The 21,714-nt window shown below is 40.8% G+C and carries 17 protein-coding genes; 6 read left to right on the top strand and 11 right to left on the bottom strand.

All coding sequences use genetic code 11. The features are described 5' to 3' along the window. Positions 1-14 precede the first annotated feature (14 nt). The gene (locus PR834_RS11330; RefSeq protein WP_094962500.1) at positions 15-995 is read right to left on the bottom strand and encodes a Gfo/Idh/MocA family protein; all 981 of its coding nucleotides are present in this window, start codon (positions 993-995) and stop codon (positions 15-17) included. 465 nt (positions 996-1,460) lie between these two features. On the opposite strand from PR834_RS11330, the gene PR834_RS11325 reads away from it, so the two are divergent. From PR834_RS11325 to PR834_RS11315, 3 genes are read left to right on the top strand one after another with little or no spacing between them, the layout of a single operon-like run. Next, positions 1,461-2,183 (top strand): IclR family transcriptional regulator, encoded by a 723-nt coding sequence (locus PR834_RS11325; RefSeq protein WP_004264067.1) that lies wholly within the window; start codon positions 1,461-1,463, stop codon positions 2,181-2,183. Positions 2,184-2,208: 25 nt separating this feature from the next. Continuing rightward, positions 2,209-3,624, top strand: a complete 1,416-nt coding sequence (locus PR834_RS11320) for a YfcC family protein (protein ID WP_272536658.1) — start codon at positions 2,209-2,211, stop codon at positions 3,622-3,624. Positions 3,625-3,628: 4 nt separating this feature from the next. Beyond that, positions 3,629-5,449, top strand: a complete 1,821-nt coding sequence (locus tag PR834_RS11315) for a CocE/NonD family hydrolase (protein WP_004264061.1) — start codon at positions 3,629-3,631, stop codon at positions 5,447-5,449. A gap of 75 nt (positions 5,450-5,524) precedes the next feature. Here PR834_RS11315 and PR834_RS11310 read toward each other — a convergent pair whose 3' ends face one another. The 8 genes from PR834_RS11310 to PR834_RS11275 form a co-directional block, all read right to left on the bottom strand. Then, positions 5,525-6,667, bottom strand: coding sequence for an ABC transporter substrate-binding protein (locus tag PR834_RS11310; RefSeq protein ID WP_172767564.1), 1,143 nt, complete (start codon positions 6,665-6,667; stop codon positions 5,525-5,527). A 21-nt stretch (positions 6,668-6,688) separates the two neighbouring features. Next, complete coding sequence (locus tag PR834_RS11305; protein WP_172767269.1) at positions 6,689-8,812, bottom strand: TonB-dependent receptor family protein; 2,124 nt, start codon at positions 8,810-8,812, stop codon at positions 6,689-6,691. 230 nt (positions 8,813-9,042) lie between these two features. Then, a complete protein-coding gene (locus PR834_RS11300; protein ID WP_262960824.1) occupies positions 9,043-9,897 on the bottom strand; it encodes a dimethyl sulfoxide reductase anchor subunit family protein in 855 nt (284 codons plus the stop codon). A gap of 11 nt (positions 9,898-9,908) precedes the next feature. Next, a complete protein-coding gene (locus tag PR834_RS11295; RefSeq protein ID WP_181489643.1) occupies positions 9,909-10,451 on the bottom strand; it encodes a DMSO/selenate family reductase complex B subunit in 543 nt (180 codons plus the stop codon). Between the two features lie 13 nt (positions 10,452-10,464). After that, on the bottom strand, positions 10,465-13,047 hold the full coding sequence (locus tag PR834_RS11290) for a molybdopterin-dependent oxidoreductase (protein WP_262960823.1): 2,583 nt from the start codon (positions 13,045-13,047) through the stop codon (positions 10,465-10,467). Between the two features lie 29 nt (positions 13,048-13,076). Beyond that, positions 13,077-13,766: a TorD/DmsD family molecular chaperone gene (locus PR834_RS11285; RefSeq protein ID WP_004264043.1), complete on the bottom strand. Its 690-nt coding sequence runs from the start codon at positions 13,764-13,766 to the stop codon at positions 13,077-13,079. A gap of 10 nt (positions 13,767-13,776) precedes the next feature. Further along, positions 13,777-15,120: a radical SAM protein gene (locus tag PR834_RS11280; RefSeq protein WP_272536657.1), complete on the bottom strand. Its 1,344-nt coding sequence runs from the start codon at positions 15,118-15,120 to the stop codon at positions 13,777-13,779. Between the two features lie 676 nt (positions 15,121-15,796). Continuing rightward, positions 15,797-16,276, bottom strand: coding sequence for an Lrp/AsnC family transcriptional regulator (locus PR834_RS11275; RefSeq protein WP_004264035.1), 480 nt, complete (start codon positions 16,274-16,276; stop codon positions 15,797-15,799). Positions 16,277-16,431: 155 nt separating this feature from the next. Here PR834_RS11275 and PR834_RS11270 point away from each other — a divergent pair, with 155 nt between their 5' ends. Then, positions 16,432-17,043 (top strand): LysE family translocator, encoded by a 612-nt coding sequence (locus PR834_RS11270; RefSeq protein ID WP_272525182.1) that lies wholly within the window; start codon positions 16,432-16,434, stop codon positions 17,041-17,043. On the opposite strand, the gene PR834_RS11265 is transcribed toward PR834_RS11270, so the two are convergent. Together PR834_RS11265 and PR834_RS11260 are read right to left on the bottom strand one after the other, a co-directional pair. Beyond that, complete coding sequence (locus tag PR834_RS11265; RefSeq protein ID WP_226616984.1) at positions 17,040-17,606, bottom strand: HutD/Ves family protein; 567 nt, start codon at positions 17,604-17,606, stop codon at positions 17,040-17,042. The genes PR834_RS11270 and PR834_RS11265 overlap by 4 nt on opposite strands. Before the next feature lie 95 nt (positions 17,607-17,701). Beyond that, on the bottom strand, positions 17,702-19,126 hold the full coding sequence (locus tag PR834_RS11260) for an aminotransferase-like domain-containing protein (RefSeq protein ID WP_272525183.1): 1,425 nt from the start codon (positions 19,124-19,126) through the stop codon (positions 17,702-17,704). A gap of 247 nt (positions 19,127-19,373) precedes the next feature. On the opposite strand from PR834_RS11260, the gene PR834_RS11255 reads away from it, so the two are divergent. Together PR834_RS11255 and cydB are read left to right on the top strand one after the other, a co-directional pair. Next, positions 19,374-20,711: a cytochrome ubiquinol oxidase subunit I gene (locus tag PR834_RS11255; RefSeq protein ID WP_262960822.1), complete on the top strand. Its 1,338-nt coding sequence runs from the start codon at positions 19,374-19,376 to the stop codon at positions 20,709-20,711. Beyond that, a complete protein-coding gene (gene cydB / locus PR834_RS11250) occupies positions 20,701-21,711 on the top strand; it encodes a cytochrome d ubiquinol oxidase subunit II (RefSeq protein WP_004264011.1) in 1,011 nt (336 codons plus the stop codon). Before PR834_RS11255 ends, cydB begins: the two co-directional genes overlap by 11 nt. Positions 21,712-21,714 lie beyond the last annotated feature (3 nt).

Genomic DNA, 21,714 nt, shown 5'->3' with positions numbered 1-21,714 from the left:
CGCTGCCAATGTATTTATGATTCAAATACCAGCCCTACATCGTCCCGTGATTGATGCAATATTTTTGAAACAATTAATGCTAATTCAAGCAATTCATTACATTTAGCATGGCTTTTAGTGCCAATTTGCTCACGAAAGAATGCAAACTCATAGACCATATGATTGATTGTTGTATCCCGAGATACGCTGGATATTTCCCCGTCAATGCAAACCTCGACTGACTGGCAAAGACTTGGAGCCCCCTTGATACAAATATACCCTTTAGTACCTTGAATAATAAAGTAACCAGGGCTCGCCGAATCTTTCGCTCCCACGCACGATGCAACTGAACGCCCAAAATGAGCGGTTAATATCCCTGATGTATCAATTCCATTAAACCCTTTATTACAAATATAATGGCTACTATCGGGTGCTCCCATCAAGGCCGATAACAAATAAATGTTATATAGATTAATATCATAGAGTGCACCGCCTGCTTGCTGTGGGTCAAAAGCGGCATGAATACGGCCTTGTAAATAGTCATTGTATCGACTTGAATATTGGGAGTAATTACCGTGAATTACTTTAATTTCACCAATTTTATCAATATGTTGTTTGATAAAATGAAATTCAGGAGTATGAATAGACGTAATGGCTTCAAACAAAAAAAGCCCTCTAGTCTGTGAAATGGAAATTAACACCTGCAATTGTTGCCAATTTGGTGTAAACGGTTTTTCGCATACCACATGTTTGTCGGCCATCAATGCATCAAAGGTATACTGAAAGTGCAAATGATTTGGCAAACCTATGTATATCACCTCAACATCAGGGTCTTGCAGGAGTTCTTGATAATCAGTATACAACTTTGCTATACCAAATTGTTGGCAAATAACCTGCCCCTTTTCAATACTTTCCGCCCGAACACACAGTGCAACTAGCTCTATCCCCTGCACCTGTATTAAAGCATCAAGAGCCGACATGATTATTTTTCCAGAACCAACTAGCGCGAGTTTCATCTCTGTTATCCATTAAAGAAAGTGAATTTCATTCTGCCATAAGGCTCATTATTTAAGAAATGCCTTCGATGCTTTTTTGATAACCTCTGCCATTTCCGAATTTTCCCCTTAAAAAATCAATAAAAGTGACGCATTTTTTCGCTGAAGGTTCTTTTATTTATTGCTGGTGTACGAATCAATTTCACTAGGTGAACCAAATAACCGCCATAAATGACGATTAGCTTCCCATTTACAATCATTTCTATTCGCGTTGTCATCAAAATTTTCTTATTTTAGATTTCCTATAACCAATTGTTTTATATTAAAAATACTTCACTTTCATTTTTATCACTGAAAAATACCTTTTTAAAACCCTAACTCACCTCACAATTTATTAACAACTCTCTTGAATCATTTTTTATTATTCTCCATGCTAATTTTATTAAATAAACCAATGGTTTACTGTATGAACCAGTCGAGGTTGATATGAAAGAAAATATTGTCACTGCCGTTGATGATGCTTTATTGTTATTGATGCTATTAGGTGAAAAAAACAATCTTGGGTTAAGTGAACTTGCACGCTTATCTGGCATGAATAAATCCAAGGTATACCGCTTATTATGCACACTGGAAAATCGCCATTTCGTACAAAAAAACGAAAATCCGGTTACTTATCATTTAGGCCATCAATTATTAAGCTTGGGGAATTGCGCTCGCCAACAAATTAACTATATCCAAGTCGCAGAAGTTGAAGCAGAGCAACTACGTCAACGTTTTGATGAAAATATTCAAATGCGTATACGTGACAACGATGAAATTTTACAAGTTCTTCATAAGCCATCAGGACAATCACTTCAAGTGCGCAGTGAAGCTGGTAATCGCCGACCGTTAGGATCTGGGGCTTCAGGCAGAGTGCTATTGGCTTACTCACCTAAAGATGTTCAAGCACATTTTATTGAAAAGAACCCCTCTATTGAAAAATCTATTGTAACCATACGCTCACAAGGTTTTGCAATTACCCGGGGTGAATTAACCGCAGGTATTGGTGCGATCGCCGCACCTATCTTTTCACAACATGGGGAATGCATTGCTTCGCTGAGTATTAGCTTACCTCTAAGCCGTTTTTCTGATGAAAAAGAACAAGATATGACTGAGCAACTGCTTCTGTCTGCTTTACGTATATCGAGGCAGCTCGGTTACGACTCATAATTAATACAATAAAAGAGACAACACCATGCAACCAACAAACAGCACAATACAAAGCCCATCTTCACCACCAGGCTGGCAAATGAACCCGGTTTTAGTAATGTTAACTATAGTTATCATTGCCTTTTTAATGACTTATTTTGTTAATTCAGGCCAATATGAGCGTGATGGCAAGAAAGTTATTCCTGATTCTTACCAAACTATCACTAAAGACATTACGTTAGAGCAATTATTAGGCACTGAGAAATCGGAGGAAGGTACTGCCGCTCCTGTCAGTTTGCCTCAACTATTTAAAGCGATCCCCGAAGGAATTGTTAAGCAATCGCCACTTATATATATGGTGCTATTCATCGGAGGAATGTTTGGTATTCTCAATAAAACAGGGGCTATAGAATCAGGGCTAGAGCGATTGCTCCATGTTACCCGAGGCAATATCTACTTGTTAATCCCTTTCTTAATGATTGTATTTTCCATGGGAAGTACCTTTATGGGGTTGGCCAAAGAGTATCTTTTGGTTATTCCCATGGTTATAGCCTTAGTGAAACGCGTTGGGTTGAATGAACTTATTGGGCTTGCCATTGTAGCTATTGCGGTTAAGGTAGGATACCTCGCCTCCATCACCAACCCATATGCACTTTCTATCGCACAACCGCTTGTTGGTTTACCCGTGTTTAGTGGTTTAAGTATGCGAATTGCGGCGTACCTTATTTTTATTACACTCGGTATTTTATTCGTTTTCTATAGCATTCGTAAAACGACACTCACAAACTATGCGGTTGAAGAACATAATCAAACCACACAATTAACCCATCGCCATAAACTTATGTTAATTGTCTTAGCTATCGGTGTTGCATTTTTAGTCTATGCCTCTAATCGCTGGCATTGGAAAAATAATGATTTATCTGCTTACTATTTATTCTTAAGTGTCATTTTAACTTGTTGTAGTGGTTTGACCGCAAGTGCCGCCGCTAATGCATTTGTCAGTGGAATGAAAAAAGTCCTCATCGCAGGGGTGTTAATTGGGTTAGCGACTGCTGTCGAAATTATTCTTTCTCAAGGTAAAATTCTTGATACCATTATTCATCAATTAGTTGGGCTTGTCGGTAATCACGGTCCTTATGTTTCATCATATAGCATGTTTATTTCCCAACTATTATTAGACATTGCTATTCCATCTACTTCTGGGCAAGCCGCTGTCACAATGCCAATTTTAGGCCCCGTTGGTGAAATTTCTGGTGTTTCCCCTCAAACAACGGTTTTTGCATTTTTAATGGGTAATGGGCTAACCAATATGATCACACCAACATCTAGTGGGTTATTGATCTTTTTAGCTACAGCCGGTGTCAGTTGGACCACCTGGGCAAAATACATTTTACCGCTTTTTATCATTTTTATGGCAATCAGCATTGGTTTACTGAGCGTCGCCGTTACCATAGGGTATTAGTAAGATGGATATGAAGAATTACCGAATAGAAATGCGTGATGGAATAATGCTATCAACCGATATTTACTTTCCACAAACTCAATCAACTGCATCTTTTCCCGTTATTATAGAGCGAACCCCCTATGATAAAACCGCACCTTCTCGTTCGGAAAAAACGGTATCAGGCCAGCAAATAACACGCCAAGAAATGGCGAAATACTTCAATAAACATGGTTTTATTGTCGTGTATCAGGATTGCCGTGGACGTTATGAGTCCGAAGGAAAGTTCACAAAATATATTAATGAAGCTGAAGATGGTTTTGATACATTACAATGGATTATGGAACAACCCTGGTGTAATGGCAAAATAGGCTCAATGGGTCTCTCTTATGCCGCTCATACACAATTAGCAATGGCGTGTTTAAATCCACCAGGTTTACAGACGATGGTGCTGGATTCTGGCGGTTTTGCCAACGCCTACCAATGCGGGATCCGTCAAGGGGGGGCTTTTGAACTCAAACAAGCCACTTGGGCGTTTAAGCAAGCTAAACTAAGCCCACTCGCCCAGCAATCTCCCGAAATTTTAGCCGCACTCGAACAAGAAAATATCCATGAATGGTTTACGACAATGCCATGGCATCAAGGACAAACATTGCTTAAACATGTTCCTGAATATGAATCATATTTATTTGAGCAATGGGAAGAAGAGTGTTTTTCCGATTATTGGCAGAAAATAGGCATTTATGCCGAAGGCTATTATGACCAAATACCGGATATCCCAGTGTTATTTATGTCTAGCTGGTACGATGCCTATGTCAGTTCAACATTAGATAACTACTATGCATTTGTTACCAAAAAACAATCACCGCAAAAATTGATCATGGGGCCTTGGCTACATGGTGACCGTAATATCACGCATAGTGGCGACGCAGAGTTTGGTGATATCGCAGCATTTGACCACAATGTTAGTGAAAGTTGGTTATCTTGCCGTTTAAACTGGTTTGAAACTCACTTAAAGGATGAGAGCGCCAAAAACCATCGTGACGAAGTAACAATATTCATGATGGGTGGTGGAAGTGGTAAACGCAACCAACAAGGACGTATAGAGCATGGGGGAAAATGGCTTAGCCACCATCAGTGGCCTTTGCCAAATACTGAGAAAACTGCGTATTATCTGTGGCCAGATAACAAATTACATCATCAGCCCTACACTAAAACAACTACAATATCCTATTGTTATGACCCTAAGCACCCAGTGCCTACCATTGGCGGTGCCTTAACCTCAGGTCAGCCTATATTTTGGGGTGGGGCTTTCAATCAATGTGAATTACCAAAGTTTTTTGGTAGTAAGCATAATAACTTACCCCTTTCTGCCCGCTGTGATGTATTAGTATTCGAAACCGAAGAATTACAAGCAGATGTCTGTTTAGCAGGTGAAATTGAAGTGTCGCTTTGGATAAGCAGTGATGCATTAGATACAGATTTCACTGCAAAACTTATTGATGTTTACCCTCCCAGTGCCGATTACCCTCAAGGCTATGCCATGAATATTACTGATGGCATCATCCGTTGTCGTTTTCGGCATGGTTATGAACGGAAGGAATTATTAACCCCAAATGAAATTGTCGAAGTAAAAATTAAGCCGTTTGCCTGTGCAAACCGTTTCGCAAAAGGACATCGCATCCGATTAGATATTTCTAGTAGCAATTTCCCTAAATATGACTTCAATACAAATACAGGTAAAACTATCGCGGGTGATAGAACCTGGAAAATAGCTTGTAATAGCCTACATATTTCTAGCGAATACCCGTCAAAAATCATTTTGCCCGTGCTCAACGAAACTTAAAAATAATATAATTAACCAATAAATTTGCCCGCTTTAACTGCCAACACCACTAAAGCGGGCTATATGAGAAGATAATTATTCCGCTTGAACCCAAAACACACCATCCCCCTCTAGGGCAGTAAAGGTCTGGTGTAAATAATCGCTATCTGCCTGTGGGTCAAGGTCTGCAAACAACTCTGGGTGGATAAATTTTGCAATCGCTTCCACCGCAATAATGTTAAATGGCGTATCGTAGTATTGCTGGTATAACGCTAATACTTGCTTGTTTTTGTAAGCAGATAATGAACGAAACTTAGGGCGATCCATTAGCTTACTCAAGCGAGCTAAAGACTTTTGTTTATCCCCCGTATAACCTAACGGCACAGAAGCACTACCTTTACGGGTACTATCCCAATCAGCTGCGGTCATTAAATAATAATCAGGGTTGCTGTGAATCAATTGTTCTTCACTGATTTCCCCACCCATTCCAATACTAAACCATTGTGAACCAAGGTTATTCCCGCCTGCCGTTTCAACAAATTCGCCAAAATTACCATTACCGAACGTTTTACAGCAATAATCTTCCCCTTGGATACCAGCAGCTCGTTCAATGAATACGCTTGGACGCTGCTCTTTGCTAAGTTTAGCCACTCTTGAACGGATTAAGTCTAACTTTTGTTGATAAAACTGATTAAATGCTTGTGCTTGTTGTTCCTCACCGAATACTTGGCCAAGTAATGCCATACTCGGCATGGTATTTTTTAATGGATATTGCCTAAAGTCGATAAAAATAACGGGTAAACCACTTTTTTCCAATAACGATAAGGTGCCACTTTCAGCAAGCTTACTTTTTAAGCCAATATCAAAAATTAACAAATCAGGTTGAGCTACTAAGGCCTTTTCAACACTAAAATCTGTCGTATAAGGGTTGGGAAAAACAGGTATTTGACTGAGTTGTGGAAATTTTTTGCTGTACGCAACACTCAAATCAGGCGCTTTTTTAATTAACGCATCATCCCAAGCAATAATCCCTTTTAATGGGTCTTGCGGATGTAATATATTTAACGCAACTAAAACACGGCTGTCCGCCAGCATCACTCGAGATACAGGGGCATTAACCGTCACATCCCTACCCGCAATATCCGTCACAGTGATAGGTGCCGCCAAACTATTAGTTGAAAATAGTAGGCTAACAGCACTAAGAATCAGCACGAATGCATTGATAAGTTTTCTCATCATCATTGTTCTGCCTTATTTTTATTAAAATTTTACGGATGCTTGAACATAGTAAGTTCTTGGCTGCCCCACATAGATACCATAATTGTTATCCGTAGAACGTGTAAAATAAGTTTGATCAAAAAGATTTTTAATACCAGCAGATAGCGTTAAATCAGACAAACTTTTTCCAAAATGGTACTCGCCTCGTGCGTCCCACACCATATAACCGGGGATTGTTCCGTATCGGCCATCAGCACTTGGTTTTGTTACATAATGGCTTGATGTTCCTGGCGATTCTTGGGTAGATTGTGCATAAGTATTTAAGTTCCATACCCAATTACCAGTTTCATAACGGCTACCTGCGGTAAAGACTTGCCGTGAATAAAACGGTAAATCCTTATGAGCGAAATCCCCTTTTTTACTTACCGCTTTAGTGTAGGTATAAGTACTATATACACTTATACCATCCAATTTATCGCTCAGCTCAGACAGGTTATACCTTGCCGCCAATTCCACACCTTGATGAGTTGTGGCTCCCAAATTTGTCCAACCCGTTGTATTTTCAACGTAAAGTAATTGGTCATCGAAATCGATATAAAATAATGTCGCTTCAAGAGATAGCGCAGTATTATCGTATTTAGTCCCCACTTCATAGTTATGTGCTTTTTCTGCACTTAACCCATTTGCGGGTGAATTCCCTACCCCTTTCGTATTCAACTGAAAATACTGCAAACTGCCAAATGACGTACTCGCATTGGCAAATAGTTTCCATTCATCATCAATGTGATAGATCACCGCCAGCGCAGGAAGCGGTTCACTATATCGCTTACTTCTGTTTTGGTTTTTAAAACTGTCATTTAAATGAATATTAATGTTCTCATAGCGGATCCCTGGGATCACCGTCCAATTACCAACATCAATGGTGTCATCAAGGTAAATAGCATGGGCTTCTGTTCCACCTGATGTGTGTTGGTAATAATCATTAGTACTCGGCCGCGAACTTTGAGTGCCGGCTTGGTACCAATTTGAACGGTAAGCTTTTTCGTCTGCGGTTTCATTTAAATAACGGTATCCCACCGTCACTTCATGTGAAATATCATTAAAACGGAATAATTGTGAATAACTCGGTTCAATTGCATACGCGGTATAGTGACGAGGGTAAGAAACTAACCGTCTTTCATTCGCTTTATCTTTATGGTCACTTTCTATATAACTCCCCCGATAACTTTTACTAAACCATGTCATTAACTCAAATTGTTTATCATCTTCTTCATGTTTATATTTCAATGACATATCTTGTCGATTCCCTTCAAAACGGTCATAAGGCCGTGTTGATTGGAATGGGTCAGCGTTATATTGCGCTTGAGTTAGCCCACCTGGCATACCTGACATTGCATGATAATAATGAAAATTAGCCAGTAACTCGTCGTTATCGGTTATGGCATAACGTGTTTTTAAAATCAGGTCATCAATATCTGTATTATCATTGCTTTTACGGTAGCCCTGCCCATGTAACCCTGAATACAGCAGTATCGCTCCCGCAGAGTCATCGGCTTTTGAGCCCCCCACGGACGCATCGACTAGGGTTTTGAGCCCTCCTGTTTTAGCCCCTTGGGTTTGTAACGAAACACCACCAGAAAAGTCTTTCGGGATAGGTTTTGTCACAAAGTTAATGACGCCACCCACATTTTGTGGCCCATAACGTACGGAAGCTCCTCCGCGGATCACATCAATAGATTCAATACTCCCTAGTGATAATGGCGACATCGACAGCTGAGGTTGGCCATAAGGAGCTGCCGCTAGTGGCATACCATCGAGTAAAATCGTTGAGCGGGGTGAAAGGCGTGAGGTTAACCCACGAACCCCAACATTCAAGGAAACATCGCTCCCACCTGTCCCGTTACTTTCTCGTACCTGCACACCGGGTATCCCTTTCAATGCATCAGCAATGGTTTCACTGCCTGATTCTTTAATTTGTTGTTGCGTTTTTACCGTTCGAGCACCTGGGTGATTAAATACCACCTCACCATCTTCAGTATTTTCAAGCCAATTGCCTGTAACTGTAATCTGATCATTTTTTGGATTATCAACAGCAAATACATGATAAGGCGCTAATGCCGCTGAAATAGCTAATGATATGAGTAGCTTGCTAGTTTTTAAATTCATAAGGAATAAGCAATAAAGGAGATTAAGAGAGATAATGATAATTATAATCATTACAAACAATCAACTTAATTTACTATTTATTTTGAAATTATTCTGTTTTAATTCCTTATTATATAAAGGGTTATTGAGAGTGAAGAAAGCTAAAAAAACCGAAGGGAGATTCCCCTCGGTTCATATTATTGGTAAACATTATATAATTAGAGGCAAATATCATTTTGCCTCTAAAGGCATTAACCACCCAGCGAGAAAAATACCACTCGGCCAACCCCCTCACCAACAAAAATACAGAGTGTTGCCAGTGACATAACAAATGTTGCATTTACATTGCGCCCATTTTTTTGGCACAGTAAACGGCCAACAAACAAGATTCCTAATGCAATAAGTATAACTCTAACAATGCTTAAGTTCACTAAACCCTCAGGTAGTTCACGCGGCGTCATTCCCATATAAATAGGCTCCCCGATATTTCCGAGTAGAGATAATGTGCCCAGCAGCATAAGTAAGATCCCAATAACACCAATACCAAGTGTAATTTTAACCACTCGCTTTAATTGCTCTTCTTTATCATTGCGACGTAAAGAACCTACCAGTAATAATGCCGCTATCACGCCACCAACCAGTAATACCGCCCCAAAGAAACTGGCGTAGGTAAATAAGCCATTCCAGAGATTAAACAAGGTGTTAGCATACAATGCTGACATTGCGTACATATAGATAATACCTGCTAACGCACTAAGCAACAGTAGCAACGCGTTCGCTTTTTGTTTCAGCAATAGCAGCGCGACACTGAAAAATAATAGCGCCATATAAATTGCAGTCGCCCACACTTCGCGACTCATCCATGAGGTCGATACATGCAACATGGTATAAAACATGTGTAGCGGGTTACCCATATGAAATAATGAACCCAATAACCCAACACAGCCCAGAACAAAACTAGCTAGAACAGGCAGTTTAATAAACTGGACGCTTTGTAGGTTATTTCCGCCTTCAAGCACACGAAAATAGCATACTAATGAAACTAACAAGCACCCCACAGAAGCTTGCATAAATAAGGTGAAAATCACCAACGGAAATTCATGCATGATAATTCTCCTTATCCTTTTGTACCGACAACTAGGTTCGGTTTGGTAATACTTGAGCTAGGTAGCCCGGCAATATCTGCATTCGAGCCATATTTTTTACGTAATTCGCTAATTAGACCGAACTCAATCGCACGCATAGGGCAAGAATCAACACACATTGGATTTCCTCCTTTTTCACGGAGATCAAGACAAGTGTCGCACTTAGTCATCATTCCAATACTGGCATCAAACTGAGGTGCTTCATATGGACAAGCCCACGTACAATAGCGGCAACCCACACATTTATCATGGTCGACTAAGACAACGCCATCTCCCTCTCGTTTGTGCATTGCGGTGGTAGGACAATGACTTACACATTGCGGATCATCACAATGGTTACAGGCAATAGACAAGTGCCAAGTCCGAGGACGTGGATACTCCCCCACTTCAATATCATACACACGGCGAAAGTTACGCCCGACTTCAAGGTCGTTTTTGTCTTTACATGCAACAACACAGGTCTTACAACCAATGCAAGTGGCAACATTAATATAAAATCCGACTTGTTTATCCATTTCTTATTGCCCCCTAAAATATAATACGCTGTGGAATTGCTGCATCTGGAACTAACTGGTCACCATGCCATTTTTCGATATTACATAGCATCGTGTTCCACCCTGATGTACCAAGCCCTGTAGGGACTTGAATGGTTAGCGTATTGTCGGCCCCCGCCATATCTATCCCTGTTTTTTCGTCAACATCGGTCCAACTGCCATGGGGTAGTGCGACCACACCCGGCTTCATCGTTTGTGTCACCAATGCAGGGCGCACAATCTTCCCTTGTGGGCTCGTGACCAACACAGTTTCACCGTGTTTAATACCTAAACGTTTCGCATCAGACGCATTGATATAAATTGGGCTTGGCCACTGCTCACGTAACCAAGGCACATTATCAAGCGTGCTGTGAGAGCGGCGTAAATAGTGTGGATTATAGATTTGGAATGGGTAATCCCCTTTCTCCTTCTTCGAGAAATCGCTAAAGCTAGCCTCGTAACCACTTGCAGACGGAATATACTCAGGAATTGGTGGTAATTTAGTCCAGCCACACTCATCGGCTTTTTCGACTAATGTTTGGCAGTAAATTTCAAATTTGCCACTTGGTGTTGGTCGTGGATTGGCCTGTGGGTCGCGAATGAAATCTTCATAGGCAATATAGCCATAGTTATCACCAGCAGTCCGTTTTACTTGGTATTTCCCAACAGTAAGAAATTCATTGAGGGTAATTCGCCCCTGTTGTGGCTTGCCTGTTACTTGCCATTCATCAATGTCCGCTTGAGTGATTGTGATTAATGGTTCTGTTGTCTTACCATCTTCACCAATGATTGTTGCGCCATTGAGTTTATTGAAAAATTGTTGTTTTTCCGAAACAGGAAAAACTTCATCGACATTAATACCTAGACGCTTACCTATTTCTTTGGCGATCCATTGGTCACTTCTCGCTTCATAAAGTGGTGGCGTTACATTCACCGCAGCTATCATAACTTCACGGTTACTTGGATTTAATATGGTTCCTTCACGCTCCCATTCAGTCGTCACCGGTAAGACAATATCCGAATATTTGGCACAAGTATGCGGAACATACGCTGCAGTCACAACCAATTCCACATCTTTACGGTAGGCCTCAACACTTTGTGAAATATTAGCCCGTGTTTGCAACGTCGCATTAAATGGATGAATGATCATTTGGATATTTGCATCGACATCTCCCACACCACGTTGGCGGAATTTTTTCTCTAGTAATGCACGGTTAAGTTCATTGTGGTTGATTTTTAAACTGACTGGATTTGGTACTGAAGGTAGCCCACTTGCTCCCGCCATAACGAGCCGCGTGCCATTATTTCCAGCAGCGAAATGGCAACTAACCCCTGTCATCCGGCCAGGCCTTCCCATATGGCCAGTCATAAAGCCTAAGGTTGAGAATGCTTGCACCCACCCTTCACCATTATGAATTCGAGCAGGTGCCCAACCTGTAAGCAATGCAACTCGGTTGGTGCCACCGATTTCACGTGCCAAAGTGCGAATATCACTCACTGACAATCCACAAATATTAGAGGCCCACTCAGGTGTTTTTGGCTCTCCCGTATAGGTGCCTAATAGATAATCTTTGAAGTTCCCTTTCGGGTCTGCGCCTGCGGGCATATTACTTTCATCAAAACCAACTGTGCAACGGCGTAAAAAATCCCAGTCAATCAACGGACTGTCAGGGCTATCCATTTCTAATAGTGCGTACATAATACCCAGTGCTAATGCATGGTCAGTACCCGGATTGATGGGGTACCAATCTGCATCCATTAACTCTGCCGTCGTCGTATAACTTGGGTCAATGCTAATGAAGCGAGCCCCAGCTTTTTTTGCCTGATAATAATTATAGGTTGGGCTACCCGGGCTACTCCACGCTGGGTTTGCCCCCCACATCACGATCAACTGGGAGTTACGCATATCAAAACGGTCATTGGTACCAAAGGTATAAAATCCTTCAAGTAATCCTAAATGGGCTGGTGTTTCAAACCATGCTCCCCACGAGGTTGTTCCCCAATCCCCAACAAAACCCCCCGCTTTGGCGTAAACGTTTTGGATATCAACACCGTTACCACCCGTGATCCAAATAGACTCGTTACCATATTTTTCTTTAATACGTTTCGACTCTGATGCCACAATATCTAATGCTTCATCCCAACTGATGCGCACCCATTGGTCCCGTCCTCGTAAGCTTTTGTCCCCACCACCCGGGGCCCAGCCTTTACGCTTCATGGGGTATTTCAGACGATCCGCCCCAAAGACTTGTTTACGTTGTGAACGACCACGTAAACAACCTCGCTGTTGTGGGAAATCAGGAGAATCTGCAACTACATCATCTGTTTTTTGTCTAACAACGACACCATCGACCACCAATGCTTTATTAACACAGCGGCCACCACAGTTATGCCAACAGGCTACGGGTTTCCATTTCCCTTGAGTCACTGCATCAGTGGCTTGTGCAACTGCTTTTTCCTCCTCTGGTGTTGCCGCATATAATTGCTTACTCAGCGGTAACGTAGCCATTACTGATGCCGCTGATGTCCAAGCTATAAATGAACGGCGACTTAAGGCTATTTTCTGTCTTTCTGACATTGCTCTTACCTCTTCATTTTGTTTTATTATTATAAATTGACTAATTCATTGATTTTTTTAATATCATTGCGTAAAAAAAGTTCAAGTAATGAACTTAATTGACGATAAAATACGGTTTCTGCATGGTTATACATTGAGCGGCAAAATGGCGTAATAAAAGCCAATAAATGGGTATTCAGGAATGTCGCAGACCCGAGTAATAATGCGTTTACTTTAGTCCAATCAACGTTTTCAGTTTCGCTATCAATAACTTCAGTAATACGCAGACTTAAATGCCACATAAAATCTAACTCATAACCAATATGGTCAGCGGCTTCCATATCACCTTCTGGCAAGTGAACGCCATACTGTTCATAAAAAGACTTCACTGCTAAGGTACTTTCTTGAAATAACAATTTGTCACGAGAAACATACGTTGATTCCCATGGCGCTGCCGGCGGGGCTTCTGGGCCAATAAATAAGCGAGTAAAATCCCAATGCAAATTTTCGAAATCTTCGTTATTGGCTTGTATCCGCCTATTGTTTAAGTCTTTATGCATCTCATTTATCGCATTTTTCATTGCAGGTAATGCTTCATCACAGGGGAATAACAACAACCCTGAATCACTTAAATAACTTAATAATTCTGGCGTCGGTTCTTCCATAAACAAGCGCCGTAATACGTCATAAGCAAATTGACGCGCATAAAGAAAATCTAAAATTTGGTCATCATTGGTCATAAATGTTTCCCTACAGGTCAGTCAATAAAAATTCAGTGGGTGTGGTGAGTTCAACTCGCACTTCTTTAATTAAAGGATTGCCCTGTTCATCGGGCTCAATAATATGGGAAGTCAATGCAATAGGTAGTTTGGCTAGCGGGGTTAATAAGCAAATTGCTTCAGGATTAAACTGCAAAAATCCATGCAACAATTCTTGATGATAAGAAACGCCTGCGTTTTTCAATAAAACCGCCACTTTTTCACAATCGTCACCAAAAACTTTGGCGCTTTTAAAAAAATAATCCCGAGAGGAAAAAATATAATGCTTTCCTATTATTTGTTCGTTGTGTTCAAAAAAAGCATTGCTTTGGTACACTTGCCCAGTATGCTTATTTTCTAAAGAGCAGTAGTGCACTCCAATAGATAACTGATTTTCTAGTGCAAATTTAAGAACACGGAGGCAGGCTAGTTCACTCTGTGCGACAGCTAATCCACCTGCATACCAATAGTTGTAATACACCTCATAAGGTGGGTTTTTAAGCATGAACCCGCGAGTTTGATAAGCCTCGCTATTTGTTAGTGGAAAGCAAAACTCTAATAAATTGATACCATCAATACCAATATCATCAAGCTGAGTAAGTAATTGATACATCTGCGGTTCTGTACCGGGGATCACGGGCATTTCCACCATTACAGTTGGAAAAATTTCGCGAGCTAAAGTAATGCGATGTAAAACTTTAGTAACTCGTTCTTTAGGATCATCAATTTTGATACTAAAGCGGATTTCTTGTAGACCAGCTTTAGCTAGAGCTAATGCCGTATTACGGTCTAATGGATCACCTGCTGTATATAAACGGCTATGAGCCAGAGGTAATTTCTGTTGGACTGCTTGGAAAAACGCAATGCTTTCTTGGCGAAAAAGTAGAGGTTCCCCTCCTGTTAGTGCGATATGGGTAAGTGGATAACCTTGTTCTGCTATCGCATCAACTTCACTAATAGCATCGCGCATTTCCTCTTGAAATTCATGATAGTTTTCTTGGTTTGGGTTAAAGCAAAAGTAACAATCGCGGTGGCATTTTAAAGATAAAAATGTCGTGTGACTCCCTTCCCCTGTACGGCATTGTACACAAGCACTTGATAGCCAATTACAATGTATACTCTTTCCACTATTCGAAAAAATTGCGCCTTTACTTTTTATATCTAGTTTGAGTTGTTCAATCTCATGTTGCTGTGCAAAAGGGTCTTCAAAATTAAGTCCATATTCGATAATTGCCTGCTGTGTTTGCTGTTCAATATCCAAATAGCGAATAGCATAACGCTTAAACTTTTGGTTATTTACTGTAGAGATTGTTCTATCTGTAATAGGATAGATCATAAATTTACCTTCAATTTATGAGCAAATAGTTCCTATTATTCGTTGAATTTTCAATTGGACTCAGATCGCAAATAATCAATTAATAGACGGGTATGACAATACCTGTGACAATTAGAAAAATGCTTATAAAGACTCACATCATTACCGATTAAATTGAAAATATTTTTTAAATAAGAAATATTCGCATTATTTTATTTTGATTTAGTATTAATGGCAGTATAAGTTAGTGGCATTATATGATGTTGCGCAAGATCAAAAAAACTTTCCTTTCATTATTTAGATATCAACCAATTAGCTGATACTGCTAGCACAGCCAAATTATTACTCAGCAACGTTCTCATTATATGAGAATAATCTCATCAAATAAGTCGCTATATAAAAACTAAATAGCCAATTAGACAATACTCAAAAATAAAATAAAACTAACCTGTTAACATTAAAATAATCATAATAATATTTCAATTTGTAAAATTAAAATTCAAAAAATGTTCATCCGTTCATTTTTGTATTATTATTTATTTTTATCTTATAAAAATAAATCTCTCCAACAAATAAAGCATAGTGACTATTTATCATTTTTATCATATTTATCATATTTATCATATTTAATTTATATAATTAAAATTAATCGTTAAGCATTTTCAATTTGTCACTATCGCTCTATTAGCTATTATCATCAAAGTGGTAAAGCATAAGTAACCTTAACCGTTTCCATTGGTACCTCCGTCTTAATACTTTGAATACTGCTAATTTGTGTTAAATGATCCGCATGGAAACGACGATATGAAGCTAAGTCTTCCGTCACAATACGGATCAGTGCATCACATTCCCCAGCCATTAGATGGCATTCGACGACTTCAGGCATCTGTTTAATGTCTTCAACGAATTGGTTGATGGTTTTAGCATCCTGTGTTTTAAACCAAATACGAGCAAATAAAGAAAGGCCCGCTCCAATTTTACTGCCATCCAACACCGCTACATAACGTTTGATAACCCCAGCCTCTTCAAGTAATTTCACGCGACGTAGGCAAGGTGACGGGGAAAGCCCCACTTCTTTAGCTAATTCAATATTCTGAATTTTTCCATCTCTTTGTAATACTTGTAAGATATGCCTATCAATGGCATCCAGTTTTAGCCTGCTTTCCTTCATTGGCATCCCCCCTCAATTTTATATTAATTAATGATATTAAATACCAATTTTTGTTTATTTTAAAGCAATAAAAAAACCCAATATCATTGGATTATCGCTATAATTTTATCGCTACTGGCCAGTTGCGTGAAAATAACAATGAACAATAATGAGGAATTGAAATGGAGTTACAGAACTTACTCTTATTTAGCGCAACCGTGATCCCTTTAGTCTGCACACCAGGCCCAGACATTCTATTTATTTCCGCACAAGGATTATCGGGAGGAACCTCAGCGGCCTTGAAAGCGAATTTGGGTATTATATTGGGTTATGTGGCACATGCGATTCTGGCTGCACTTGGTTTAGCGGCGATTGTTGCAGCTTCACCCATGATTTTCCACACCATTAAATGGGTTGGGGTCGCTTATGTCACTTACCTTGCTATTTGCATGGTGTTATCTGCAATGAAAGCCGGAGACTTAAGAATTCAAACTGTGTCAACAAAGGCGGTCGTGGGTAAAGCATTTTTAACTAGCTTTCTTAACCCCAAAGGGTTACTGGTGTATTTTGCTATTTTACCGAATTTCATTAAGCTAACAGAAAGTGTCGCTGTCCAATCCTTAATACTTTCAGCCACTTTTATACTTTCGTGTGTCGTGATCTACGGCGTAATAGGTGCATTATTTGCATCCATGCATAATAAACAAGCTTATAATGATAAAAAACGTCGTATAACCGAAGGTGTTGCAGGTGGAATGCTAACGCTAGCCGCTATCGGTTTAGCAACCAGTTAGCGGGGTAATAACTCAATCCAGATTAACTTGCTATCGGTGCTAAGTGGTTTTATATCTCCTTCACCGATATCAGGTAACCACCACGCTCCTTGTCCTTGCGCCATATGATGGCAATTTGCCCCTGAAATTTCCCATTCGCCATTGAGCACGTAGACTAACCCCGCTTGGTTGGCGGGTAATCTACAATCTTCAGTGATGAAATAGTTTATAGCCACCCACCTATCATCTCGAAAAATAAAATTCATTAACTTAACTGATGGCTCTGAGACTTTTACCGCGCAAAATTGCTGAGCTGAAAATTGGGCGTGATCACCTGCGCGCTCTAGGCGATGCTCAAACGCTTTGGTATCGGTTAAAAGAAGCGGCTGGTCATTCAACAATACCACCAGCCTTTCCCCTTCTGCATAGCGCTTTAAATAGCTATCTTGGTTAATGGTTGCAATGCTTGCGCGTAATGAATAGTCCGATGCAACCGGCCAGCAAAACACTTCTTGGCTGGCCCCCGCACCATCATTCCAATCAAGGATAGGTAATTCCATTATGTCAAAACATTTTATTTTCACATTACCTCCCGTCTGTTGCTGCTAACACATTTAGATTTATACCTAGATTGGCAAAGTTAATCTTTCAGGGCAATGAATTAACGACGATAATGTGACTAATCACGCCTCTCATTGATTAAAAAGTGACATAAACGACCTAAAGTTTTCATTGCTTCCTCCACCCTCTCATTCCATGTAAACGATGCATTAAGACGAAATGCATGGTTAAACTGGTCACTTGTGGAAAACATGCTCCCCGGCGCGATACTGATCCCTTCTTTTAGTGCGAGTTGATACAACCGAATTGCATTAAACGGCGGTTCAAACTCTAGCCATAAAAAATACCCACCTTTTGGTGTATTAACTTTTACTGACTGAGGCATGTATTTTGCTATTGCACTCAACATTTGGTGCTGACGCTGTTCCATCGTTAAACGCAGTTTACGAAGGTGGCTGTCATATCCCCCTAATGATAAGTACTCCGCAATAGCTAATTGCGTGGGAACGCTGGCAGAAACGGTACTCATCATTTGTAAATGTTGAATTTTTGTCGCGTGTTGGCCTGCAGCCACCCAACCCACACGATACCCCGGTGCTAAACATTTCGAAAATGAAGAACAATGAAAGAAATTACCTTTAGTATCAAGTGCCTTTGCGGGTATTGGCTGTTTGCTACCAAAATAAAGTTCCCCATAAACATCGTCCTCAATTAAAGTAATTTGATGCTTATTAAGGATATCGACCAGACGTCTTTTGTTTGTTTGCGGCATCGTTCCGCCTAATGGATTTTGATAATGCGTCATTAGCCAACAGGCTTTAATTGGATATTTGCTCGCAATATCCTCTAATGCGTCAAGATCAATACCAAATAACGGGTCTGTTTTAATGGCAATGGCCTTAAGTTTTAACCGCTCAATTGCCTGAAGTGAACCATAGAATGCAGGAGATTCGATAACGACCCAATCCCCGGGCTGAGTCACCGATTGTAAACTCAAAACTAAAGATTCCATTGCCCCTGCTGTAATCACGATTTCATCCGGAGCGACATGGATCCCTTGGGTTGCATAACGCTGAGCAATGTTACGACGCAGTTGTTCATTACCAGGAGGCAAATTAGCCGGGGTATTAAATTTCGATAAGCGCCTAGCAACAGACGCAAGAGACTTCGCGAGTTTTGGATCATCCAATAAGGCGGGTTCTGGAAATGCAGAGCCAAATGGGATAATATTCGGGTCCTTACAAGCTTGTAGGACACCAAAAATAGAGGCATTAATCTCTACATTTTCATTCAAATGTAGCCCTTTTCCTCCTTTTGCGGCAGCAAATGTATTATTGCGGTTTGCCACGTAATACCCTGATTGCGGCCGAGCAACGACCCATCCTTGGCTTTCAAGTAACTGATATGCTTGCACAACAGTCATTAAACTTAAACCAGACTGTTTAACACTTTCCCTCAATGAAGGTAATCTGTCGCCCACTTGCCAGATATTGTCTTCAATTTGCTGACGAATTTGCGCTGCTAATTGTTCGTATCTCGTCATAGCCGCCTCAACTGTTATAGTTAATATCCCAATAATTGTTACTATTATAGTTTATCGTCTCATGTTCTACTTATCCACACATTCACCTGACTTTTTTTTAACTATAAGCACAAAAAATTTTTCGTTGAATTGCGGTTATTTTGCATTCAGGTGTGAGCAATTCCTTTTGCTAGGGATTAGCGCCTCAATTGCTCTCATCAAAACGTTAAATATTGCGTGCCATTAACATATCCACTCAGGGGTCAATATGTTTGGACTAACTGCGCTGGAACTTGCCCGTATACAATTTGCTTTTACGGTCTCGTTTCATATTATTTTTCCAGCCATTACTATTGGGCTAGCAAGTTACCTTGCGGTGCTACAAGGCCTATGGCTTAAAACTCGTGACGAGGACTATATAAAACTGTTCCACTTTTGGTCGAAAGTTTTTGCGGTTAATTTCGGAATGGGCGTTGTTTCTGGATTGGTGATGGCATACCAATTTGGTACCAACTGGAGTTTCTTTTCAGATTTTGCGGGTGGAATTACCGGCCCATTGCTCACGTATGAGGTATTAACCGCGTTCTTTCTTGAAGCCGGTTTCCTTGGTGTCATGCTGTTTGGCATAAACCGAGTGGGTGAAAAACTGCACTTTTTTGCCACCTGCATGGTTGCATTAGGTACCATCATTTCCACTTTCTGGATTTTGGCATCTAACAGTTTTATGCAAACACCGCAAGGTTTCGAAATCATCGATGGGCGTATTGTTCCTGTTGATTGGCTTGCGGTTATTTTCAACCCATCGTTTCCATACCGTTTATTGCACATGACCACGGCTGCTTTCCTTGCTGCGGCATTCTTTATTGGTGCTTCTGCGGCATGGCATTTACTCAAAGGCAATAAATCCAGTGCCATGAAAAAAATGTTTTCCATGTCCCTGTGGTTGATTTTAGTGTTAGCCCCTGTTCAAGCTTTAATCGGTGATGCTCACGGCCTAAACACACTTAAACATCAACCGGTTAAAGTGGCCGCAATGGAAGGTCACTGGGAAAACAAACCCGGTGAAGCCACCCCGCTAATCTTGTTTGGTATTCCAAACCAAGAGAAAGAAAAAACCGAATATGCCATCGAAATTCCGTATCTTGCGAGCCTGATATTAACCCACAGTATTGATAAACAAGTGCCTGCATTAAAAGAATACGCGCCAGAAGACAGGCCGAACGTGTTTATGGTGTTCTGGTCGTTCCGTGTAATGGTCGGGTTGGGCTTATTAATGATAGCGGCTGGAGTCTGGGGTTTATGGCTGCGTTATCGTAAAAATCTGTATGAATCCAAAACCTTCCTGCGCTTTATGTTCGTCATGGCACCCTCTGGTTTGATTGCCATTTTAGCAGGTTGGTTTACAACAGAAATAGGCCGCCAGCCATGGGTTGTTTATGGGCTACAACGAACCTCTGATGCGGTCAGTGCACATGGTGAAATACACATGAGCATCAGTTTAGTCGCCTTCTTTGTGGTTTACGGTGGGGTTTTCGGTATCGGCTACATGTACATGATGAAATTAATTCGTAAAGGTATCGCGGAGGACGCAGCTCATGGGCATTGATTTACCTCTCATTTGGTTTGTCATCATCGTATTTAGTATGTTGATGTATATTGTTATGGATGGTTTCGATTTGGGGATCGGTATTCTCTATCCAGCCCTAAAAGATAGCCAAGACCGTGATCTGATGATGAATAGCGTTGCCCCTGTGTGGGATGGCAATGAAACTTGGTTGGTTTTAGGTGGGGCCGCTTTATTTGGCGCCTTTCCTCTCGCTTATGCGATTGTCCTTGATGCCCTGTCAATTCCGTTAACTTTCATGTTATTGGCCTTGATTTTCCGTGGCGTCGCCTTTGAGTTTCGCTTTAGAGCGGACGAATCACACCGCCGCCATTGGGATCACGCCTTTATTTGGGGTTCAATTTTTGCCACCTTTGTTCAAGGTGTGGTAGTTGGTGCCTTTATCCAAGGCTTCCATGTGGAAAACCGTGTTTACATGGGGGGTTACTTCGATTGGTTCGCACCTTTCCCACTATTTTGCGGATTTGGCCTCGTGGTCGCTTATGCCCTACTAGCTTGTGGCTGGTTAATCATGAAAACTGAAGGCCACTTACGTAGCACAATGTATCGCGTTCTAAAACCATTAACATTACTGATGTTAGCGGTCATTGCGGTAATCAGCTTCTGGACCCCAATGTTAAATGAGGCAATCTTTGAGCGTTGGTTCTCACTGCCGAACCTGTTCTTCTTTTTACCTGTTCCGTTACTGGTATTAGCCTGTACTTGGTTGATCCTAAAAAACGCTAAGCGCCAACAACATGACAGCGTGCCATTCTTAGCGGCTTTAATGTTAATTTTCCTTGGGTTTACTGGTCTAGGTATCAGCATTTGGCCAACGCTCATTCCACCTGCAATAAGTTTCCGTGATGCCGCAGGCCCATCCGAAAGTTTAGGCTTTATGTTAGTGGGTGCGTTATTCATTATTCCTGTTATTTTGGTTTATACCTATTGGAGTTACTATGTCTTCAGAGGAAAAATTACCCCAGAGCAAGGCTACCACTGATAG

Source organism: Providencia sp. PROV182 (genome assembly GCF_028480325.1).
Lineage (GTDB): Bacteria > Pseudomonadota > Gammaproteobacteria > Enterobacterales > Enterobacteriaceae > Providencia > Providencia hangzhouensis.
This window is presented reverse-complemented; position numbering and strand designations above follow the sequence as displayed.